Origin of the sequence: Kaistella sp. SH40-3 (assembly GCF_030686865.1) — a bacterium.
Lineage (GTDB): Bacteria > Bacteroidota > Bacteroidia > Flavobacteriales > Weeksellaceae > Kaistella.
The window spans coordinates 667,776-685,657 of record NZ_JAQYUS010000001.1 but is presented as its reverse complement, the minus strand read 5'-3'; the positions used below and the strand labels follow the sequence as shown (position 1 = coordinate 685,657).

General features: G+C 35.4%; 15 protein-coding genes. 6 read left to right on the top strand and 9 right to left on the bottom strand.

Annotated elements, in window-relative coordinates; genetic code table 11:
* Both PUH65_RS03150 and PUH65_RS03145 read right to left on the bottom strand, forming a co-directional pair.
* Entirely contained in the window at positions 1 to 1,344 is a 1,344-nt protein-coding gene (locus tag PUH65_RS03150) for a M20/M25/M40 family metallo-hydrolase (RefSeq protein WP_305520413.1), read from the bottom strand.
* Positions 1,341 to 2,372 carry a low specificity L-threonine aldolase gene (locus PUH65_RS03145; protein WP_305520414.1) on the bottom strand — a complete coding sequence of 344 codons (1,032 nt, stop codon included), beginning with the start codon at positions 2,370 to 2,372 and terminating at the stop codon, positions 1,341 to 1,343. The genes PUH65_RS03150 and PUH65_RS03145 overlap by 4 nt, the downstream gene beginning before the upstream one ends.
* 274 nt (positions 2,373 to 2,646) lie before the next feature.
* Here PUH65_RS03145 and PUH65_RS03140 point away from each other — a divergent pair, with 274 nt between their 5' ends.
* From PUH65_RS03140 to PUH65_RS03130, 3 genes are all read left to right on the top strand, one after another.
* On the top strand, positions 2,647 to 3,300 hold the full coding sequence (locus PUH65_RS03140; protein WP_305520415.1) for a metal-dependent transcriptional regulator: 654 nt from the start codon (positions 2,647 to 2,649) through the stop codon (positions 3,298 to 3,300).
* 82 nt (positions 3,301 to 3,382) lie between these two features.
* A complete protein-coding gene (gene pruA / locus PUH65_RS03135) occupies positions 3,383 to 5,008 on the top strand; it encodes an L-glutamate gamma-semialdehyde dehydrogenase (RefSeq protein WP_305520416.1) in 1,626 nt (541 codons plus the stop codon).
* 187 nt (positions 5,009 to 5,195) lie between these two features.
* On the top strand, positions 5,196 to 5,438 hold the full coding sequence (locus tag PUH65_RS03130; RefSeq protein ID WP_305520417.1) for a YtxH domain-containing protein: 243 nt from the start codon (positions 5,196 to 5,198) through the stop codon (positions 5,436 to 5,438).
* 144 nt (positions 5,439 to 5,582) lie between these two features.
* Here the strand turns inward: PUH65_RS03130 and PUH65_RS03125 are convergent, their stop codons facing one another.
* The 4 genes from PUH65_RS03125 to PUH65_RS03110 all read right to left on the bottom strand — a co-directional run bounded on the left by PUH65_RS03125 (position 5,583) and on the right by PUH65_RS03110 (position 9,822).
* Positions 5,583 to 6,440 (bottom strand): neutral zinc metallopeptidase, encoded by an 858-nt coding sequence (locus PUH65_RS03125; RefSeq protein ID WP_305520418.1) that lies wholly within the window; start codon positions 6,438 to 6,440, stop codon positions 5,583 to 5,585.
* Positions 6,441 to 6,472: 32 nt separating this feature from the next.
* A complete protein-coding gene (locus PUH65_RS03120) occupies positions 6,473 to 8,551 on the bottom strand; it encodes an LTA synthase family protein (protein ID WP_305520419.1) in 2,079 nt (692 codons plus the stop codon).
* Positions 8,552 to 8,613: 62 nt separating this feature from the next.
* On the bottom strand, positions 8,614 to 9,096 hold the full coding sequence (ribH, locus tag PUH65_RS03115; protein ID WP_305520420.1) for a 6,7-dimethyl-8-ribityllumazine synthase: 483 nt from the start codon (positions 9,094 to 9,096) through the stop codon (positions 8,614 to 8,616).
* A 15-nt stretch (positions 9,097 to 9,111) separates the two neighbouring features.
* A complete protein-coding gene (locus tag PUH65_RS03110) occupies positions 9,112 to 9,822 on the bottom strand; it encodes a tetratricopeptide repeat protein (RefSeq protein WP_305520421.1) in 711 nt (236 codons plus the stop codon).
* 262 nt (positions 9,823 to 10,084) lie between these two features.
* On the opposite strand from PUH65_RS03110, the gene PUH65_RS03105 reads away from it, so the two are divergent.
* On the top strand, positions 10,085 to 10,591 hold the full coding sequence (locus tag PUH65_RS03105; RefSeq protein WP_305520423.1) for a hypothetical protein: 507 nt from the start codon (positions 10,085 to 10,087) through the stop codon (positions 10,589 to 10,591).
* On the opposite strand, the gene PUH65_RS03100 is transcribed toward PUH65_RS03105, so the two are convergent.
* The 3 genes from PUH65_RS03100 to prfA form a co-directional block, all read right to left on the bottom strand.
* Positions 10,588 to 11,229 (bottom strand): hypothetical protein, encoded by a 642-nt coding sequence (locus PUH65_RS03100; protein ID WP_305520424.1) that lies wholly within the window; start codon positions 11,227 to 11,229, stop codon positions 10,588 to 10,590. The two genes, PUH65_RS03105 and PUH65_RS03100, sit on opposite strands and share 4 nt — an antisense overlap.
* A gap of 18 nt (positions 11,230 to 11,247) precedes the next feature.
* Positions 11,248 to 13,365: a methylmalonyl-CoA mutase gene (gene scpA, locus PUH65_RS03095; protein WP_305520425.1), complete on the bottom strand. Its 2,118-nt coding sequence runs from the start codon at positions 13,363 to 13,365 to the stop codon at positions 11,248 to 11,250.
* Positions 13,366 to 13,614: 249 nt separating this feature from the next.
* Positions 13,615 to 14,703, bottom strand: a complete 1,089-nt coding sequence (gene prfA / locus PUH65_RS03090) for a peptide chain release factor 1 (RefSeq protein ID WP_305520426.1) — start codon at positions 14,701 to 14,703, stop codon at positions 13,615 to 13,617.
* Positions 14,704 to 14,985: 282 nt separating this feature from the next.
* Here prfA and PUH65_RS03085 point away from each other — a divergent pair, with 282 nt between their 5' ends.
* Both PUH65_RS03085 and PUH65_RS03080 read left to right on the top strand, forming a co-directional pair.
* On the top strand, positions 14,986 to 16,527 hold the full coding sequence (locus tag PUH65_RS03085) for a glycine--tRNA ligase (RefSeq protein WP_305520427.1): 1,542 nt from the start codon (positions 14,986 to 14,988) through the stop codon (positions 16,525 to 16,527).
* 107 nt (positions 16,528 to 16,634) lie between these two features.
* On the top strand, positions 16,635 to 17,774 hold the full coding sequence (locus PUH65_RS03080; RefSeq protein ID WP_305520428.1) for a serine hydrolase: 1,140 nt from the start codon (positions 16,635 to 16,637) through the stop codon (positions 17,772 to 17,774).
* Positions 17,775 to 17,882: the final 108 nt, after the last annotated feature.

Sequence of the window (17,882 nt, the reverse complement as noted above, 5' to 3'; positions counted from 1 at the left end):
TTATCTTGATACTTTGGGAATAACCGGTAAACTTTGGTTGCCGGAAGTTGATATACTTTCAACGGCAAACAGATAATTATCTTTGGATAGAGGAATGGTTATCGATGCTTCGGTTGTAAATATTCTCTCTGTCCAAACAGGACTGCTGGTTTCACGAATCAAAACTTGATAGCCTTTTACTTTTCCAGAGTTTGGTTTTTCCCAACTCAGTTTTGTAGAATTGGAAAGTTCTTTTACATCCATTAAAACATTTAAAGGTTGCGGAGTTGATTTGGCTAAGTTCGCCAAGACTGCAACATTTACAGCCGTATTGGTTTTTAGATAATCAAAATCCATGAACTCGATTAAATCACCATATTTTTTATTATTCTCTGTTCGAATATCTTGGTGTTGATGGTCATAATTTTCATAATAATCAGTTAAACGAACTGCAGTGAACCCATGATTCACAAAAGGAGTGTGATCACCGCCCCGCAAAAAACGATCATTTCTATAAATTAGTTTAATGTCAATATTTTTCACATACTTCTCTCCTATTTCTTTTACATATCTCGCCAATTGACGGGCATTTCCATCATTTTCTAAACCGAAATTGCGAATCTTAGCGGCTGATTTTTCAGTTTCAAAAGCAGATAGACCTTCACTGAAAACTCTTAATTTGGGAACTCCATCATTTTTGGGAGCATCAAAACTGTTGTTGCCAATCATATCATTATTCAAGACTGCTTCAATTTCCCAGTTTTCTTTCTTTGCTTTATCGGCTAACATTTTCGCTCCTAAAAGTCCTTGCTCTTCGCCACTGACCGCAACAAAAAGAATGCTCATCGGGAATTTTGATTTGCTTAAAACTCTGGCAGATTCGATAACTGCTGCAACACCACTTCCGTCATCGTTAGCGCCTGGAGCATAATCGGTCGAATTCATCACCTCTGAAACTCTGGAGTCGAGGTGCCCAGAAATAATTACAATTCTTTTATCTGAGGGATCAGTTCCCTTTAACAACGCAATCGCATTTCCAAGATTGGTAACTTTATTGATTCGTTTTCCATCGGGTTGCAGATCCTCATTTTGGAGGTAAAATTCCATTCTTCCACCAGAATTTTTCGAATAATTTCTGAACTTTGATAAAACCCAACTTCTGGCGGCACCGATTCCTTTCTCCTGATCTGTAGTAGAACTCATCGTGTGGCGCGTTCCAAAACTCACAAACTTTTCGATGTTCGCTTTTAATGAATCTTTGCTCACTAGTTTTACATACTCTGAAATCTCAGGATCCTTTTCCTGTTTCTGCGCATTGATAGCGACGGAGAGTAATACGCTCAAAAAGAAGACTGATTTTTTCATTTTAAATTTTTTATTTCGGTGGTGAATTTTTCTATAATCTCATTAGTTGTCGCCCAGGAAGTAATCAAACGAATGGCTGATTTTTCGTTGTCAAGTTTTTTCCAAACATAAAAATCAAAGTTAATAGAAAGTTGTTCAATTTGACTATCCGTTAATATTGGAAAGATTTGATTGGTAAATGTTTCGGAAAGAAATTTACATCCAACTTGGGTAAAAGCATCTTTAATTTTCATCGCTTGCTGATTTGCCTGTTTTGCCAGATCAAAATACAAATCATCCTTTAACAATTCCTGAAACTGAATTCCAAGCAAACGACCTTTGGCGAGCATGGCACCTTTTTGTTTTAAATGAAAACCAAATTCTTCCTGCAAACTTTCATTATTAATGATGATCGCTTCACCAATTAAAGCACCATTTTTTGTTCCGCCCAAATAGAAAGCATCCGTGTATTTCCCGAAGTCTTCTAAAGTAAGATCATTATTCTCAGCGGTTAAAGCATGTCCCAACCTTGCTCCATCCACAAATAAATAAAGATTTCTTTCTTGACAGAACTGGTATAAATCAATCAATTCCTTTTTAGAATAAATGGTACCTACCTCGGTAGAATTTGAAATATAAACCAATTTCTGCTTTACCTGATGTGGTTTATTTTGATGAACATCAATGATTTTTTGAATATCATCAGGATAAATTTTCCCCTCAGAAGTTTCAATTCCGTGTACTTTATGACCGGTCGCTTCAATCGCACCACTTTCGTTGGTGAAAATATGACCTGTCGCTGCCGCTACAACACTTTCATGTGGACGTAAAAATGCCGAGATTACAATAAGGTTTGCTTGTGTTCCACCCGAAACAAAATGAACTTTAGATTTCGGATTATTTATTTTTTGTCGAATGATATTTTCTGCGTTTAGCGAATACTCATCGAGTCCGTAACCGTTTTGCTGAATCAAGTTTGATTGAATTAATGCTTCCAGAATTCGCGGATGAGCACCTTCGGCATAATCATTTTTAAAGGAATATTTCATAGTTTAAATTTAGAAAAAAGGGTGAATTAAACCATACAATTTGGGTGAAAATACCTATGAATTAATTAATTTTTGATACACCTTTGTTCTATCAAAATAACCAAATGAAAAACTAATAACCTTTTTAACATCATTATTTTAAAGTTGAACAATAATTTCATTAAATTTTAAAACTGATGTAAATTTTCTTCATGTATTTTTATTTAAATGTAGGCGCGTAAATTTTTTACGCGCTTTTATTTTGTTAGATTTGTAAATATTAGAATCTAACTTTATGATTTCACTTACTGAAGAGAATTACCTGAAAGCCATTTTTCATCTAAGAAACGATTATAACACTGTCACTGTAAACGAGTTAAGCAAGTTTCTAAATGTAAAGATGCCGAGCGTTAATAATATGATGAAGAAATTCGCGCTCAAAAACTGGGTCCTCTATGAAACCTATAAACCCTTAAAAATTACCGAAGAAGGTAAAAAACAAGCGGCATTAATTGTAAGAAAACATCGACTCACAGAAATGTTTTTGGTCGAGAAAATGAATATCGGCTGGGAAAATGTACATGAGATTGCTGAGCAGTTAGAACACGTACATTCAGAATTATTCTTTGACAAGATGGACGAAATTCTGCAATATCCAAAATTTGATCCTCACGGCGAACCTATTCCTGACAAAGAAGGAAACATCATCGCTTTGGATTTACAGAAATTAAGCAATTGTAAAATTGGTGATCAAATTATTTTCAGTGCAGTTACGGTTTCTGATGACGATTTCCTGACTTACCTTAACAGCAAAGAATTAGAACTGGGAACGAAATTAGAAATTTTAGAGATTGAGAATTACGATCAGTCGATGACAATCCTAAAAGATGACGGGATTAGAACCACTTTAAGCAAGATGGTTTGTGAGAAAATTTTGGTTAAGAAATAAGTTCATTATTTCCTTTTTTGGAACATTAATGTAATTCACTTAACTTTGTACGAATCTAATAAAATCAATAAAAATTAAAAATATGTCAAAAGCAATTTCACAGGTTCCTTTCGCAATAAATGAGCCGGTAAGAAGTTACGAACCCGGTTCTGAAGAGGTTAAATCTTTGATTTCTACCTACAAAAAAATGTGGAAAGAGAAAGTTGAAATCCCAATGGTCATCAACGGTAAAGAAGTTAAAACAGAGAATAAGGTGACGATTAATTCACCACAAGATCACCAACATAATTTAGGTTTCTATTATAAAGGAGATATGAGCCACGTTGACGAGGCTATTAATTCCGCTTTAGCAGCCAGAGAAAAATGGAATAATTTAGGATGGGAACATCGTGCAGCGATTTTCCTGAAAGCGGCTGATTTAATTGCTGGACCTTACAGAGACCGTTTGAATGCTGCAACAATGATTGCGCAAAGTAAAAACGTTCATCAGGCAGAAATCGATGCTGCTTGCGAATTCATCGATTTCTTGCGTTTCAACGTAGAATTCATGACGGAAATGTACAGCGAGCAACCGGTTTCTGATAGTGGAGTTTGGAACAGATCAGAATACCGTCCATTGGAAGGTTTCTGTTTTGCGGTGACTCCATTTAACTTTACTGCAATTTCCGGAAACTTGCCAACCTGTATGGCAATGATGGGAAATGTAGTTGTTTGGAAACCATCTGACAAGCAAGTTTATTCTGCAAAAGTGATCATGGATATTCTTATTGAAGCAGGTTTACCTGATGGAGTGATCAATATGATCTATACTGATGGAAAAGAAACTGCAGAAAAAGTGTTTACGCATCCAGATTTTGCCGGACTTCACTTTACAGGTTCTACAACCGTTTTCCAAAACATGTGGAAAATGATGGGCGACAACATTCATAAATACAAAACTTACCCAAGAATTGTAGGTGAAACCGGTGGAAAAGATTTCATCATGGTGCATCCTTCGGCAAACGTAGATGCTGTGGCAACTGCAATGGTTCGCGGTGCATTTGAATATCAAGGTCAGAAATGTTCCGCTGCTTCAAGAGCATATGTTCCTAAATCTCTTTGGAACGATGTGAAAGCAGTAATGGAATCTCAGATGAAAACCATTAAAATGGGAAGTCCGGAAGATCCTTCTAATTTCGTAAATGCAGTAATTGATAAAAATTCTTTCGAAAAATGTAAAGGTTATATCGAGCGCGCTGAGAAATCAAGTGATGCAAAAGTAATTATCGGTGGAAAATGTGATGACTCAAAAGGATGGTTTGTAGAGCCAACCGTTATTGAAGCAAGCAACCCAAGATATGAGTCGGTTTGTGAGGAAATTTTCGGACCAATTCTTTCGGTATATGTTTACGAAGATAAAGACTGGAAAGAAACTTTGAAATTGGTCGATGAAACTTCGCCTTATTCATTAACAGGAGCAATCTTCTCTCAGGATCGCTATGCAATTGATGAAGCGTACAAAGCATTAGAAAATGCTGCAGGTAACTTCTATATCAACGACAAACCAACTGGAGCAGTTGTAGGACAGCAGCCATTTGGTGGTGCAAGAGCCTCAGGAACGAATGATAAAGCAGGTTCTAAAATGAACTTATTGAGATGGGTTTCTGTAAGAAGTATAAAAGAAACTTTCGTTTCTCCAAAAGATTACAAATATCCTTATTTAGGTTAAAAAGTGAATATCTTTAGTATTAAAGAATAAATTAATCCGCCTCGTAATTATTTTCGAGGCGGATTTTCTTTTGTAATAGATTTTTTACTTTAACAAAACTTTAATGTTTATACAATTTCTTTGGCATAGAATTTACATAATAGAAAACATCAAATTAATTTTTCATTAAAAATAAAAACATAATATTATGGGCACTAAAAAAAACGGACTTCTAGCACTATTAGGACTTGGAGCATTAGCATGGTGGAAATATAAAAATTCTACTGATGAAGAAAAACAAGCGGTAAAAGACACCGTAAACAATGCAAAGGAAAATTTCAATAAATGGGGAAATGACTTGAAATCTAAAGCAGGTGATCTATCGTCACAAGTTCAAGACAAAGTAAATCAAGCCAAAACTTCTGTTGAAGATTCTGTAAATCAGAATTAGAATTAAGAATTCATATTCAAAACATTCATATATATTTAAGAGAAGCCGCAGTGTATTTTACACAGCGGCTTTTTTCATGTATAAATCCGGAAACAATAGTGATTTATATTTTTTTTAAATATCCTTGAGAAAAAGGCATTAAATTTATTTTAAAAGTGCATCAAAAGTATCACCTTGACGAATATCTCCAGTGTTATATCCTTTCATAAACCACTCTTTTCGCTGCGCAGAACTTCCGTGCGTAAAACCTTCCTGATTTACGTAACCTTGGGAACGTTTCTGAATATTATCATCACCAACGGCTTCTGCTGCAGAAATCGCAGACTCAATGTCGCCTGGTTCTAAAATATTCTCTCGGTTATCTGTTTGCCTTGCCCAAAGTCCCGCATAAAAATCGGCTTGCAATTCTGTGGCAACAGAAACACGATTCATTTCTGCTTCAGAATACTTACCACTTCTTCTTAACTGATCCACTTTCTGTGTTGTTCCTAAAAGTGTTTGAACGTGATGTCCCATTTCGTGAGCCATAACGTAAGCAATAGAAAACTCTGTTACTTTTGCACCAAAGCGCTGTTCCAATTCTTTGAAAAAACTCATGTCCATATAAACTGTTTCATCAGCCGGACAATAAAAAGGTCCCATTGCCGCTTCTGCAGTTCCACAACCTGATTGGGTAACTGATTCAAACATTACTACTTTCGCAGGGCGGTATTTCATTCCGTTTTCAGCAAATATGTTGGTCCAGGTTTTTTCATTTTCAGCGGTAATCATTTTCACAAAATCACGAACTTTAAGTTCATTTGCATTCAAATCACGTTGCTCTGTTTGTGGACCAGCATTACCCATTCCAGAAGACAATATCGCTGAAGGATCGCCTCCAAGGAAAAATATAATTGCTGCAATAATTAATGTTCCCAAACCGCCGCCGACAAGCATTCCGCCACCACCTCCAGATCCACGTCTGTCATCAACATTACCGCTTCTATCGTTTGTCCATTTCATATTTTAATCTTTTGATAAAATTACAAAAAAAATTATTTATTGAGTTTGTTTTCTTTCAACCAAAATGAAACACTTTGGTAAACAGCGATACAGTCATCAACTAAAGTTTGCTGTAAATTTTTGACTGGAGTTTCATCATAAAAGATTTTGAAATCTTCTGGATTTTTCGATGGCTGTAAACTTAAAGAATACTGTTTTACCTTTTTAGTTGGAGAAATAATAGTTAAATAATTATCTTTTATTAAACCTAAATCTTGATAGGTGGCGATATAAGCCTTGGGCTCAAAGTTTTGTGTGAAAACATCTTGACCTAAAAACTTCGATTGGTATTTAAAATTGAGCAAACCAAATAATGTAGGCATTACATCAATTTGAGACATGGTTTGCGTAAATTTTTGAGGCTCTATAAAACCTTCGGAAAAAATCATCCCTGGAATTCGGTATTTGTCCATCGGAAGTTCTGTTTTACCAGCGCTGGAGGCGCAATGATCTGCAACAATAACAAAAACCGTGTTTTTGTACCAAGGTTGTTTTTTCGCCATTTCAAAAAACTTACGAATGGAGTAATCAGTATATTTTACGCCACCGTCACGAGATTTCGCAGTTCCGAGAATATTAATTCTCCCGTCAGGATAGGTAAAAGGCCGGTGATTAGAAACAGTCATCCAATGATGGAAGAATGTTTTTCCCGCTTTGGCTTCCTTATTCATTACTTCAATGGCTTTCTTGGCCATATCTTCATCTGATACACCCCAAATATTCGCAAAGGTAATTTCTTCAGGTTTAAAGTTATTTCTGTCTACGATTTCATAGCCATTTCCCTTATAGAAATCTTCCATATTATCGAAATAACTGTAACCTCCATAGAGGAATTTCACATCATAACCTTTCGATTGGAAAACACTTCCGGTACTGAACTTATTTTTATTGTTCTCCCTTTTAACAACACTTTCTCCGGCGGTTGGTGGAATGCATAATGTAAGTGCCTCTAAACCACGAACTGTTCTATTTCCAGTTGCATAAAGATTGGTAAACATCAATGATTTATCTGCCAAACTATCTAAGAACGGCATTATCTTTTGATCATTTCCATAATGTTCCATAAATTCTGCAGATAAACTTTCGATTGAAATTAAAACTACATTTTTACGAACTTCTGGATTTTCAGGATTAATGTTTCTAACGAAAGTTGGAGGATCAAACGGTTTTAAAAAATCACTTTCCGCAACTTGTTGATTAATGGTTGGGTAGAACTGAAAGAAATCCAATTCTTTTTGAGTAAATGCGTTATAAAATTTAGGAAAACTATTAGCCTGAATTTCCTGCGCGAAAGTATTATCAGTTTTTACCTTCCCTAATTTAGGAATGATGAATAAACTGATTCCACATAAAACAACGAAAGAAACTAATAAAACGATTTTTTGAATAAAAGTCGGTAGCGTTAATAATTCGTCTTTTGTTTTCTTATAAATGAACCATGTAACAATTAGAGTAAGAGAGAAAATCGCAGCGAACAAAGGAACAACAGGATAACTTTCCATAATGTTTCCAATGACTTCATTGGTATAAATTAAATAATCAACCGCAATGAAATTGTAGCGAACTCCAAATTCATTCCAGAAGAAGTATTCGCTGACTCCATTGAAAATAATCAACATCACGTATAAAAACAGTACGATGAAATAAAGAATATTTCGAATCTTAATTCTTTGAGTTGGAAGGAAAAGCATTAACCCAAACAGTAAAGTTTTCAAGCCAATAAAGGCCATTGCTATTTCTGGGAATGAGCCACCATATTGTTTGAAAATATTTCCAGGAACAAACGCAGTATATAAAAATGCTAAAACAAACAGCCCGAAAATAATATATCCGTATGGTTTTTTATATTTTGAATCCGAAAGAAATAACGAATAAAGAGCAAATATACTGCTGGCTAAAATGAAGACAAACACATCCGTCAAACTTCCAATAAAGAGAATTTTTAAACTTTCAAAAAAACCAAAACTCACTGTTGTGATTGGGTGAAAGATAAAGATGATTCTTACAATAAGGGAAACCAGGCCATAAAAAAGACCCAAATATAAATACGGTTTTAGTTTCGATGCGAACATAATCTTATGGTATTTTTGATTTTTAGAGCCAGTTTTTAATGAAAATAATTAGACGAAAAAAATCACAAATTTCTTTTAAAATCAATCATATGCAAAGCCGTAACTCCAGCTTCTACCCCTTTGTTTCCTAGTGCTCCACCACTTCTGGCAATGGATTGTTCTTTGGTATCATCGGTCAACAGACAGAAAATTGCGGGAACATTGGTCAGAATATTACAATCCTTAATTCCTTGTGATACTGCAGAACACACATAATCAAAATGCGCAGTTTCGCCACGGATGACGCAACCGATTGCAATCACTGCATCAAAGTATTCTGTTTTGCAAAGTTGCATGGTGGCGAAATTTAATTCAAAAGCGCCCGGAACTTTGAAGATTTTAATATTCTCTTCTTTTACGCCTTCTTTCTTAAGCACTTCCAGAGCGCCATCACGAAGGTTATAGGTTACAAAATCATTCCATTCTGAAACAACGATGCCAATTCTAAAAGAACCGGCATCGTTTATTTGTAATGGTTGATAATCAGAAAGATTTACAGTTGCCATTATGTTTAATTTTAATTAGTAATATTTTACCATTTCAATATACGAATCAGACATTCCGTTATCGTAATCTTCATATTTTTCTTCAATCGTAGAGAAATATTTTTTTGCGTCAGCATTTTTCTTCAAAGCCAATGCAACAATTCCTGCTTTTCTTGTAAAATAATAAGTAGTATACGGATCATCAGAAGCAGAAATCGCTTTATTTAAAAGAGATAATGCATCATCATTTTTGTTAAGATTTAACTGACAGTCTGCCATAGCACCATATTTCAGAGCCATTAAAACTTTGTTATCAGAAGAAAAATTATCGATAAGATCGTACGCTTCTTGGTATTTTCCAGCTTTAAATTTAATTAATCCCGCATTGTAAGAAGATAATTTCCCTACTTTAGTACCAGAGTATTCGTTGTAAGTACCTAAATATCCTGGGTTGGCAGCGCTTTTTCCACCTAAGGCTAAATCCTCTTTCCCCTCAGCCATATTTTTCTGCGCAGCAAGATAACTTAAAGTTGCCTCTTCGTTTCTTGGTGCTTCATAAAACTGTTGATAAGCGAAATATCCTAGTACAGCCACCAATAATGCACCAAAAATGGTGATTAATGTTTTAGCATGCTTCTCTAGAAATCTTTCAGTATCAAGTGCACCTTTGTCTAGGTCACGGAAAACTTCTACAGTTTCCTTACCTTCCATTTCTTTTTTGCTGGTGCGAGATTTGAATTTTGCCATAATTTTGATAAAAATTGAAGTGCAAATTTAACTGTTTTTAAGTGATATACAAAATTATGCTTAAAAAAACATTTTTGGTAAATTTCTTGCTGCTGTCAGTTCTTGAGGAAGCATCTATTTTAATAAGATTTACCCAATAATTATTAAATATTTATTTCGAAGTAGACTACAGGCTAAATGCTATTTCGCTTAAAACAAATGGATTAAAGAATATTATTCGATTCTCTTTTAAATAAATAATAATATCAACTAGCTTTACAATATGAATTTAGAACATATTAAAGACCATCTCAATGCCTATAAAAAAAACGATCAACTTTCGGATGCAGCACATTTCCTCATCAATACTTTTGGACTGGAAAATGAAAACCTTGCAGGATTCGGTTTTCGTCCAGAATTAGAACCAAACAAAATGTTGCTCACCACAGAAGGTGCTCTCGGCGAAAAACAGATGGTTATGATTCCCAGAGATCTTTTTGATTTTGATCTGAATTTAGTCACAAACATGGTCGCTCATGAAATGTTGCACGTTCGACAGAAAGCGCCAGAAACTTTGGTAGAAGATAAAAACGAAAGAGAATTTCAGGCATATTATGAAATGCTTTTTCATAAAGAATTCCCGCTCGTTCCCGATGTTTCTGATTTTCATAAAAAATTCTTCGGCGAAAAAGCTTTGGAATATTATAAGAGAATGGGCGAGAATTCAGAATTACAAAACAAATATCTAGACCAAAAAATTGAAATTGAAAGTTTAATTAATTCTCTTTAACTCACCCAGTGATCTAGTGTTTGAATAACTTTCCATTTCCCATTTGTCTTCTTATAGACCGAAGTTTCACCTCCGCCCCAAAGTGGTCCGCAAGAAATAGAATTAATCACAATGCAAATGTTCTTCTCTTTATTAAAATAAGGAATTGAATAATTCCTTAAACATTTATCGCCAAATTCTGCTCTGAATTTTCCCCAATAGTCTCTTGCAGACACATAGTTTTCTTGCGACTTCTGAAATTTCTTAAACTTTTCTGTATCAATGAATTCAACTTTGGAGATAATTTTAGTAGGCTTAAAAGCAAAATTAGAATTTGTATTTAATTGAATTTTGATATAGGCCAAGTCATCTTTTGTAAAAGTGCCGTTTTCAGGTAAGTAAATAATTCCATGTGAACGTGGTGGGGGCAGTTCTATTATTTCGTTCTCTTTTTCCGATAATTTTTCTCTAAACTTTAGATCGATTGGCTCTGAAATTTTATACAAATATTTTTCAGTGTATCCTGACGCTTTATTTTCTAAAATATCTTCAGAGATGATTTGATTTAAAACTTCATATTTTAAATCTAGATTCTCATCTTCCTTTTTACAGGAAAAAAGTAGAACTATTAAAAATAAAAGAATTAGATTTTTTATCACATTTTTATTAAAAGAGAATTACCCAAGAAATCCTTCTAAAATCTCACATGCAGATTTAGGTAAATTTGTTCCAGGTCCAAAAATATAATCTGCTCCATTTTCATAAAGGAATTCATAATCCTGTTTCGGAATTACACCACCAACCACAATTGTAATATCATCTGCACCGAGTTTTTTGAGTTCTGCCACGACTTGCGGAACGAGAAATTTATGTCCGGCTGCTAAAGAAGAAACACCCAAAATATGAATATCATTTTCTACGGCCTGTTTCGCCACTTCTTTCGGAGTTTGAAATAATGGAGCGACGTCAACATCAAAACCCATATCGGCAAAAGCGGTTGCGACTACTTTAGCACCACGATCGTGACCATCTTGTCCCATTTTTACCACCATGATTCTGGGTCTTCTTCCTTCCTCTTCTTCAAACTTTTCGGTTAAGGCAAGTGCTTTCGGGAAATATTCATTTTTGCTCGCATTCATGGCGTAAACTCCTTGTATGGTTCTGATATTGGCTTTGTACCGTCCGAAACTTTCTTCCATCGCATCACTCATTTCTCCTAGAGTTACTCTTCTTCGAGCGGCTTCGATGCAAATTTCCAAAAGATTTCCTTGATCGGTTTTTGCAGCCTCTTTTAATTTATTTAAAATTTCCACGACTGCTTCAGGATTTCGATCTCTTTTTATTTGATGTAATCTTTCAATTTGTTTTCTGCGAACTTCAGAATTATCGATATCTAAAATATCCAATTCCATTTGTTTTTGAGTCGATTTAAAAGAATTAACACCGATGATGAATTCTTCGCCACTGTCAATTTTTGCCTGTTTTTTTGCCGCAGCTTCTTCGATTCTCATTTTCGGAATTCCGGCTTCGATTGCTTTGGTCATTCCACCTTCCAATTCAACTTCATCAATGAACTTCATGGCTTCATCAATCATCTGCTGAGTCAGACTTTCTACCAAATGACTTCCGCCCATTGGATCTACAACATCGCAAATTCCGCTTTCCTGCTGTAAAATAATCTGGGTATTTCTGGCAATTTTCGCAGAATAGTCGGTTGGTAAAGCAATCGCTTCATCCAAAGCATTAGTATGTAAAGATTGTGTTCCACCCAAAGCAGAAGATAACGCTTCTATCGCAGTTCTTGTAACATTATTAAAAGGTTCCTGCTCCGTTAAACTCCAACCTGAAGTTTGAGAATGCGTTCTTAAGGCTAACGATTTTGGATTTTGCGGATTAAATGGTGTCAAAAGATTTGCCCAAATATATCGTGCTGCGCGCATTTTTGCAATTTCCATAAAATGGTTCATTCCAATCGCCCAGAAAAACGAGAGACGCGGTGCAAAATCATCGATTTTCATTCCAGCTTTTATTCCAGTTCTTACGTATTCTAAACCGTCTGCCAAAGTATAAGCCATTTCTAAAACCGGTGTTGCGCCGGCTTCCTGCATATGATAACCTGAAATTGAAATCGAGTTAAACTTCGGAATATTTTTAGACGTATATTCAAAAATATCTGCAATTATTTTCATGGAAGGGCTTGGCGGATAAATGTAAGTATTTCTCACCATGAACTCCTTTAAAATATCATTCTGAATCGTCCCGGAAAGTTTTTCTTGAGAAACACCTTGCTCCTCTGCAGCCACAATATAAAAAGCCAAAACTGGTAAAACAGCACCATTCATCGTCATTGAAACAGAGATATCATCCAAAGGGATTTCATTGAATAAAATTTTCATGTCTTCCACAGAATCGATAGCCACTCCCGCTTTTCCAACATCCCCTTCAACGCGAGGATGATCTGAATCGTAGCCACGGTGGGTTGCCAAATCAAACGCAACGGATAAACCTTTTTGTCCGGCTGCTAAGTTCCTTCTATAAAACGCATTGGATTCTTCCGCTGTAGAAAATCCTGCGTATTGTCGGATTGTCCAGGGTTTTTGAACATACATTGTAGAATATGGTCCCCGCAAATAAGGCGCAACTCCGGCAGAATATTGTTTTTCTGTAAGTATTTTTGAATCCTTTTCGGTGTAGGAGGATTTCATTTCCAAACCATCTTTTTCGAAAAAGTAGGGAAGTATTGCTTCAGACTTTAAGGAAAAGTTTGGATTTTGGTTCTGTATTTTTTGACGCATTATTCTAGACTTTAGAGGAAGTAAAGTTACGGTTTTTATAGGAAATTTTTAAAGAGGAAAAATAATCTTCAGAAATAATAAACTTTCGGGAGTTGTCATCGTAAAAAAAGAATTGCTTAATTTCAACAAAAATAGTGGTTCATCTTTCAAAATAATTTTGACTCAAAAAACAAAACACTTTCAGAAAAATCTGAAAGTGTTTTTATAGTATTGAAACCAGCGCTAATTTTAAATCCCTTAAGGATTAGTTTAATAATTATCTTCTTCCCCTTTCATTTTCTCCGCATTCTCCGCCATAATTACGGCATCAATCATCTCCTGCAAATCGCCATTCATGTACGCATCAAGGTTGTACATTGATTTGTTGATTCTGTGATCGGTAACTCTTCCTTGTGAATAGTTATATGTTTTAATTTTTGCTGAACGGTCTCCTGTTGAAACCATTGATTTTCTTTGGGCTGCGACATCGCCAACTGCTTTTTGCAATTCGATATCGTATAATTTGGTACGAAGCATTTCCATCGCTAATTCTCGGTTAGCCAACTGCGACCGCGCTTGCTGACAAACAACCACCATTCCGGAAGGTTTATGAGTTAACTGTACTTTCGTTTCTACTTTATTTACGTTTTGTCCACCCGCACCTCCAGATCTTGAAGTTTGCATTTCAATGTCGGCTGGATTTAATTCAAAATCCACTTCTTCCGCTTCGGGCAAAACGGCAACTGTAATTGCTGAGGTATGAACTCTGCCTTGAGATTCTGTTTCAGGAACCCTTTGAACACGATGCACTCCAGATTCGAACTTCATGATTCCATAAATACCATCACTCCCTTCCACTCTCAAAATCAACTCCTTATATCCCTTTGAAGCTTCGCTGAAATCGGTTATTTCGTGTTTCCAACCTTTTGATTTGAAATACATTGCGTAAGCCCTGTAGACATCTTCAACAAAAATTGCTGCTTCATCACCACCAGTTCCTGCTCTTAATTCGACAATTACGTTTTTATCATCGGCAGGATCTTTTGGAATAAGAAGCACTTTTAATTCCTCTTCCAGTCCTGGGAGTTTACCCAAAGCTTCATTTTTTTCGGCTTTTGCCATTTCTACAAACTCTTTGTCAGAACCGTCTGCGATAATTTCGTCGGATTCTTCAATGGTGGTCAAAGCTTGTTTGTATTTATCAAAAACCGCAACAATTTTCCCCAAGTCACTGTATTCCTTATTTAAAGTAGAATATTTTTTTTGGTCAGAAATAATATCTGGCTGTATAATAAGGTCTGCAACTTCGTTGTAGCGCTGTTTAATGGCTTCGAGTTTCGGGATAAGGGACTTTGACATTTCTGAAATTTTGTAGTTTGCAAAGATAAAGAAAAATCTTCACGTTCAATTTCTAGGAGCGAAAGAGTTAGACAAAGTCTTTAAATAAAAACATACATTCAATTTATTGTTAACGATCTTCTTTAAAAATCCAAATCATCAATAACCCTGATTGCAGCGATATTGTTTTGCGCAGCATAGTAAAAGATACAGCCCTTCAACAAGTTCAGGCTAACTCCAAGCAGGTTCCCGGCTCCTAAAAATTTGAATAAAATTCCCTATTTTTGCATAAATTCTAAAACGATGGCTAAACAAGAAGATGTTTTCAAAAAATTGATTTCGCATGCGAAAGAATATGGTTTTATTTTTCCTTCAAGTGAAATTTATGACGGTCTTTCGGCGATTTACGATTATGGACAAAATGGTGTAGAACTGAAAAATAATATCAAGCAGTATTGGTGGAAAGCAATGGTGCAGATGAATGACAATATTGTGGGAATTGATACCGCGATTTTTATGCATCCCACTATTTGGAAAGCGTCTGGTCACGTTGATGCTTTTAATGATCCGTTGATTGATAATAAAGATTCGAAGAAACGTTTCAGAGCCGATGTTTTATTAGAAGATTATTGTGCGAAATTAGAAGATAAAGCACAAAAAGAAATTGATAAAGCCGCCAAAAGATTTGGTGAGGCTTTCGATAAAAACGAATTTGAAAACACAAATCCACGTGTTTTAGAATATAGAGAAAAACAGAAAACGATTCTTTCGAGAATGGCGCAATCTCTTGAAAAAGAAGATCTTGCCGATATGAAGTCGCTGATTGAAGAGTTGGAAATTGCGGATCCTGATACCGGTTCTAAAAACTGGACAGATGTTCGACAATTCAACTTAATGTTCGGAACGAAATTAGGTGCGTCTGCGGACACTGCAACCGATTTATATTTGAGACCGGAAACGGCGCAGGGTATTTTTGTGAACTTTTTAAATGTTCAGAAAACATCCCGTCATAAATTACCTTTTGGAATTGCTCAAATTGGGAAAGCCTTTAGAAATGAGATTGTTGCAAGACAGTTTATTTTCAGAATGCGTGAATTTGAACAAATGGAAATGCAATATTTTGTACCTCCGGGAACTGAATTAGGTTTTTATGAAACTTGGAAAGAGAAACGTTTAAACTGGCATTTGGCTTTAGGTTTAGGTGCTGAAAATTATAAATTCCACGATCACGAAAAATTAGCACATTACGCAAATGCTGCGGCTGATATTGAATTTAAATTCCCATTCGGATTTAAAGAACTGGAAGGAATTCACTCCAGAACTGATTTCGATTTAAGTGCACACGAAAAACATTCAGGACGTAAATTGCAATATTTTGATTCTGAAAGAAATGAAAATTATGTTCCTTATGTCGTAGAAACTTCGGTTGGTTTAGACCGTTTGTTTTTGGCAATTTTCTCTAACTGTTTGAAAGATGAAGTTTTAGAAGACGGTTCAGAAAGAACAGTTCTTTCTCTTCCACCTGCTTTGGCGCCAGTAAAAGCAGCGATTTTACCATTGATGAAAAAAGATGGTTTAGGCGAATACGGGGAGAAAATCTTCAATGATTTGAAATATGATTTCAACATGATTTATGAAGATAAAGACAGCATCGGAAAACGTTACAGACGACAGGATGCGATTGGAACCCCTTTCTGTATTACGATTGACCACGAATCTTTAACCGATAACACCGTGACTTTAAGAGATAGAGATACGATGAAACAGGAAAGAGTTGCTGTTGCGGATTTAAGAAGAATTATTGCTGAGAAAACGAATTTCAGAAATCTACTTTCTAAAATTTAAGGTTGCGAAAAAATATTATTACTGAAAAGTTCCGGAGAAATTTGGAACTTTTTTTATTTTAACACATTTCCATTTATAATCCTAAATTTGTCTTAAACATTTTTTGCATGCTAGAAAAAACATTGAAAGGAATATTAGTTGCGATCGCAGCATTAATCGCATTGGCTTACACTTTCGGATATGATTATTTATTCAAAGGAATTCGTGAAACTTATCTGAGGGGAGAAACTGGCTCCAGCATCGATGATGGAACTTATTTCAAGTCTCATACGATTGCAAAAGGAAAAACAATTCCGTGGGTGAAAGATTCATTGTACAATAAAAAGCAATTAACTAAAACTCTAGTCGAAGATTTAAAGCAATCAAAAACGGCTTCTTTTCTCATTATTAAAAATGGCAAATTAGTCCATGAACAATATTGGGATGCTTATAATCAAGAATCCAAAACCAATTCTTTTTCGATGGCAAAGGCAATTACTGTAATGCTTGTAGGTAAAGCCATTGAAGAGAAAAAGATCAAAAGCATCGATGAAAAATTCGCCGATTTCTTTCAGAATTACAATAATGTAGAATTCGGAAAATATCTAACTCTGGCAAATTTAGCGGAAATGGAAGCCGGTTTAAACTGGAACGAAGATTACAATAATCCTTTTCTCCCCAACGCAAAAGCCTATTACGGAAAGTCTTTGGAAGAAGCAGTTTTCCTGCGTGGCTTTAAAGAAAAACCCGGAACAAAATTCGAGTATCAGTCTGGCTCAACACAACTTTTAGGTTTCGCCTTGAGAAAGTCACTCAATAAAACAATTGCACAATATTGTTCAGAAACATTTTGGCAACCGCTCGGAATGGAGCAAAACGCAGAATGGAACACCGACGATTTCGGCATGGAAAAAACTTTTTGCTGCATCAATTCTACCGCAAGGGATTTTGCGAAATTCGGTCAGTTGTTTTTAAATGATGGTGAATTTAATGGACAACAAATCCTTAACCCGCAATTTATTAATGAAATGAGAACGCCGACAAAATTATCGCAAGGCGCTTATGGACAGGGACTTTGGATTAATGAGGATGCAGCGATAAAACATTATTATTTCCGCGGATTATATGGTCAGTTGATAATCGTAATTCCAGAAAAACAAATGGTTATTGTTCGTACAGGAATGGATAAAAGGGAAACTTTCGATGAGAAAGGAAGACCTGTACAAGTTGCGATGTACGTGAATGAAGTGGTGAAAAATTTTGATTAAAGATTGAAATATTTTAACGCAATGGCGCAAAGATTTTTATCCTGATTTATGCGATAAATAATTCCGGTCGCAATGGCGCTACGATGAGAAAAGAGGGATTTCAGAATC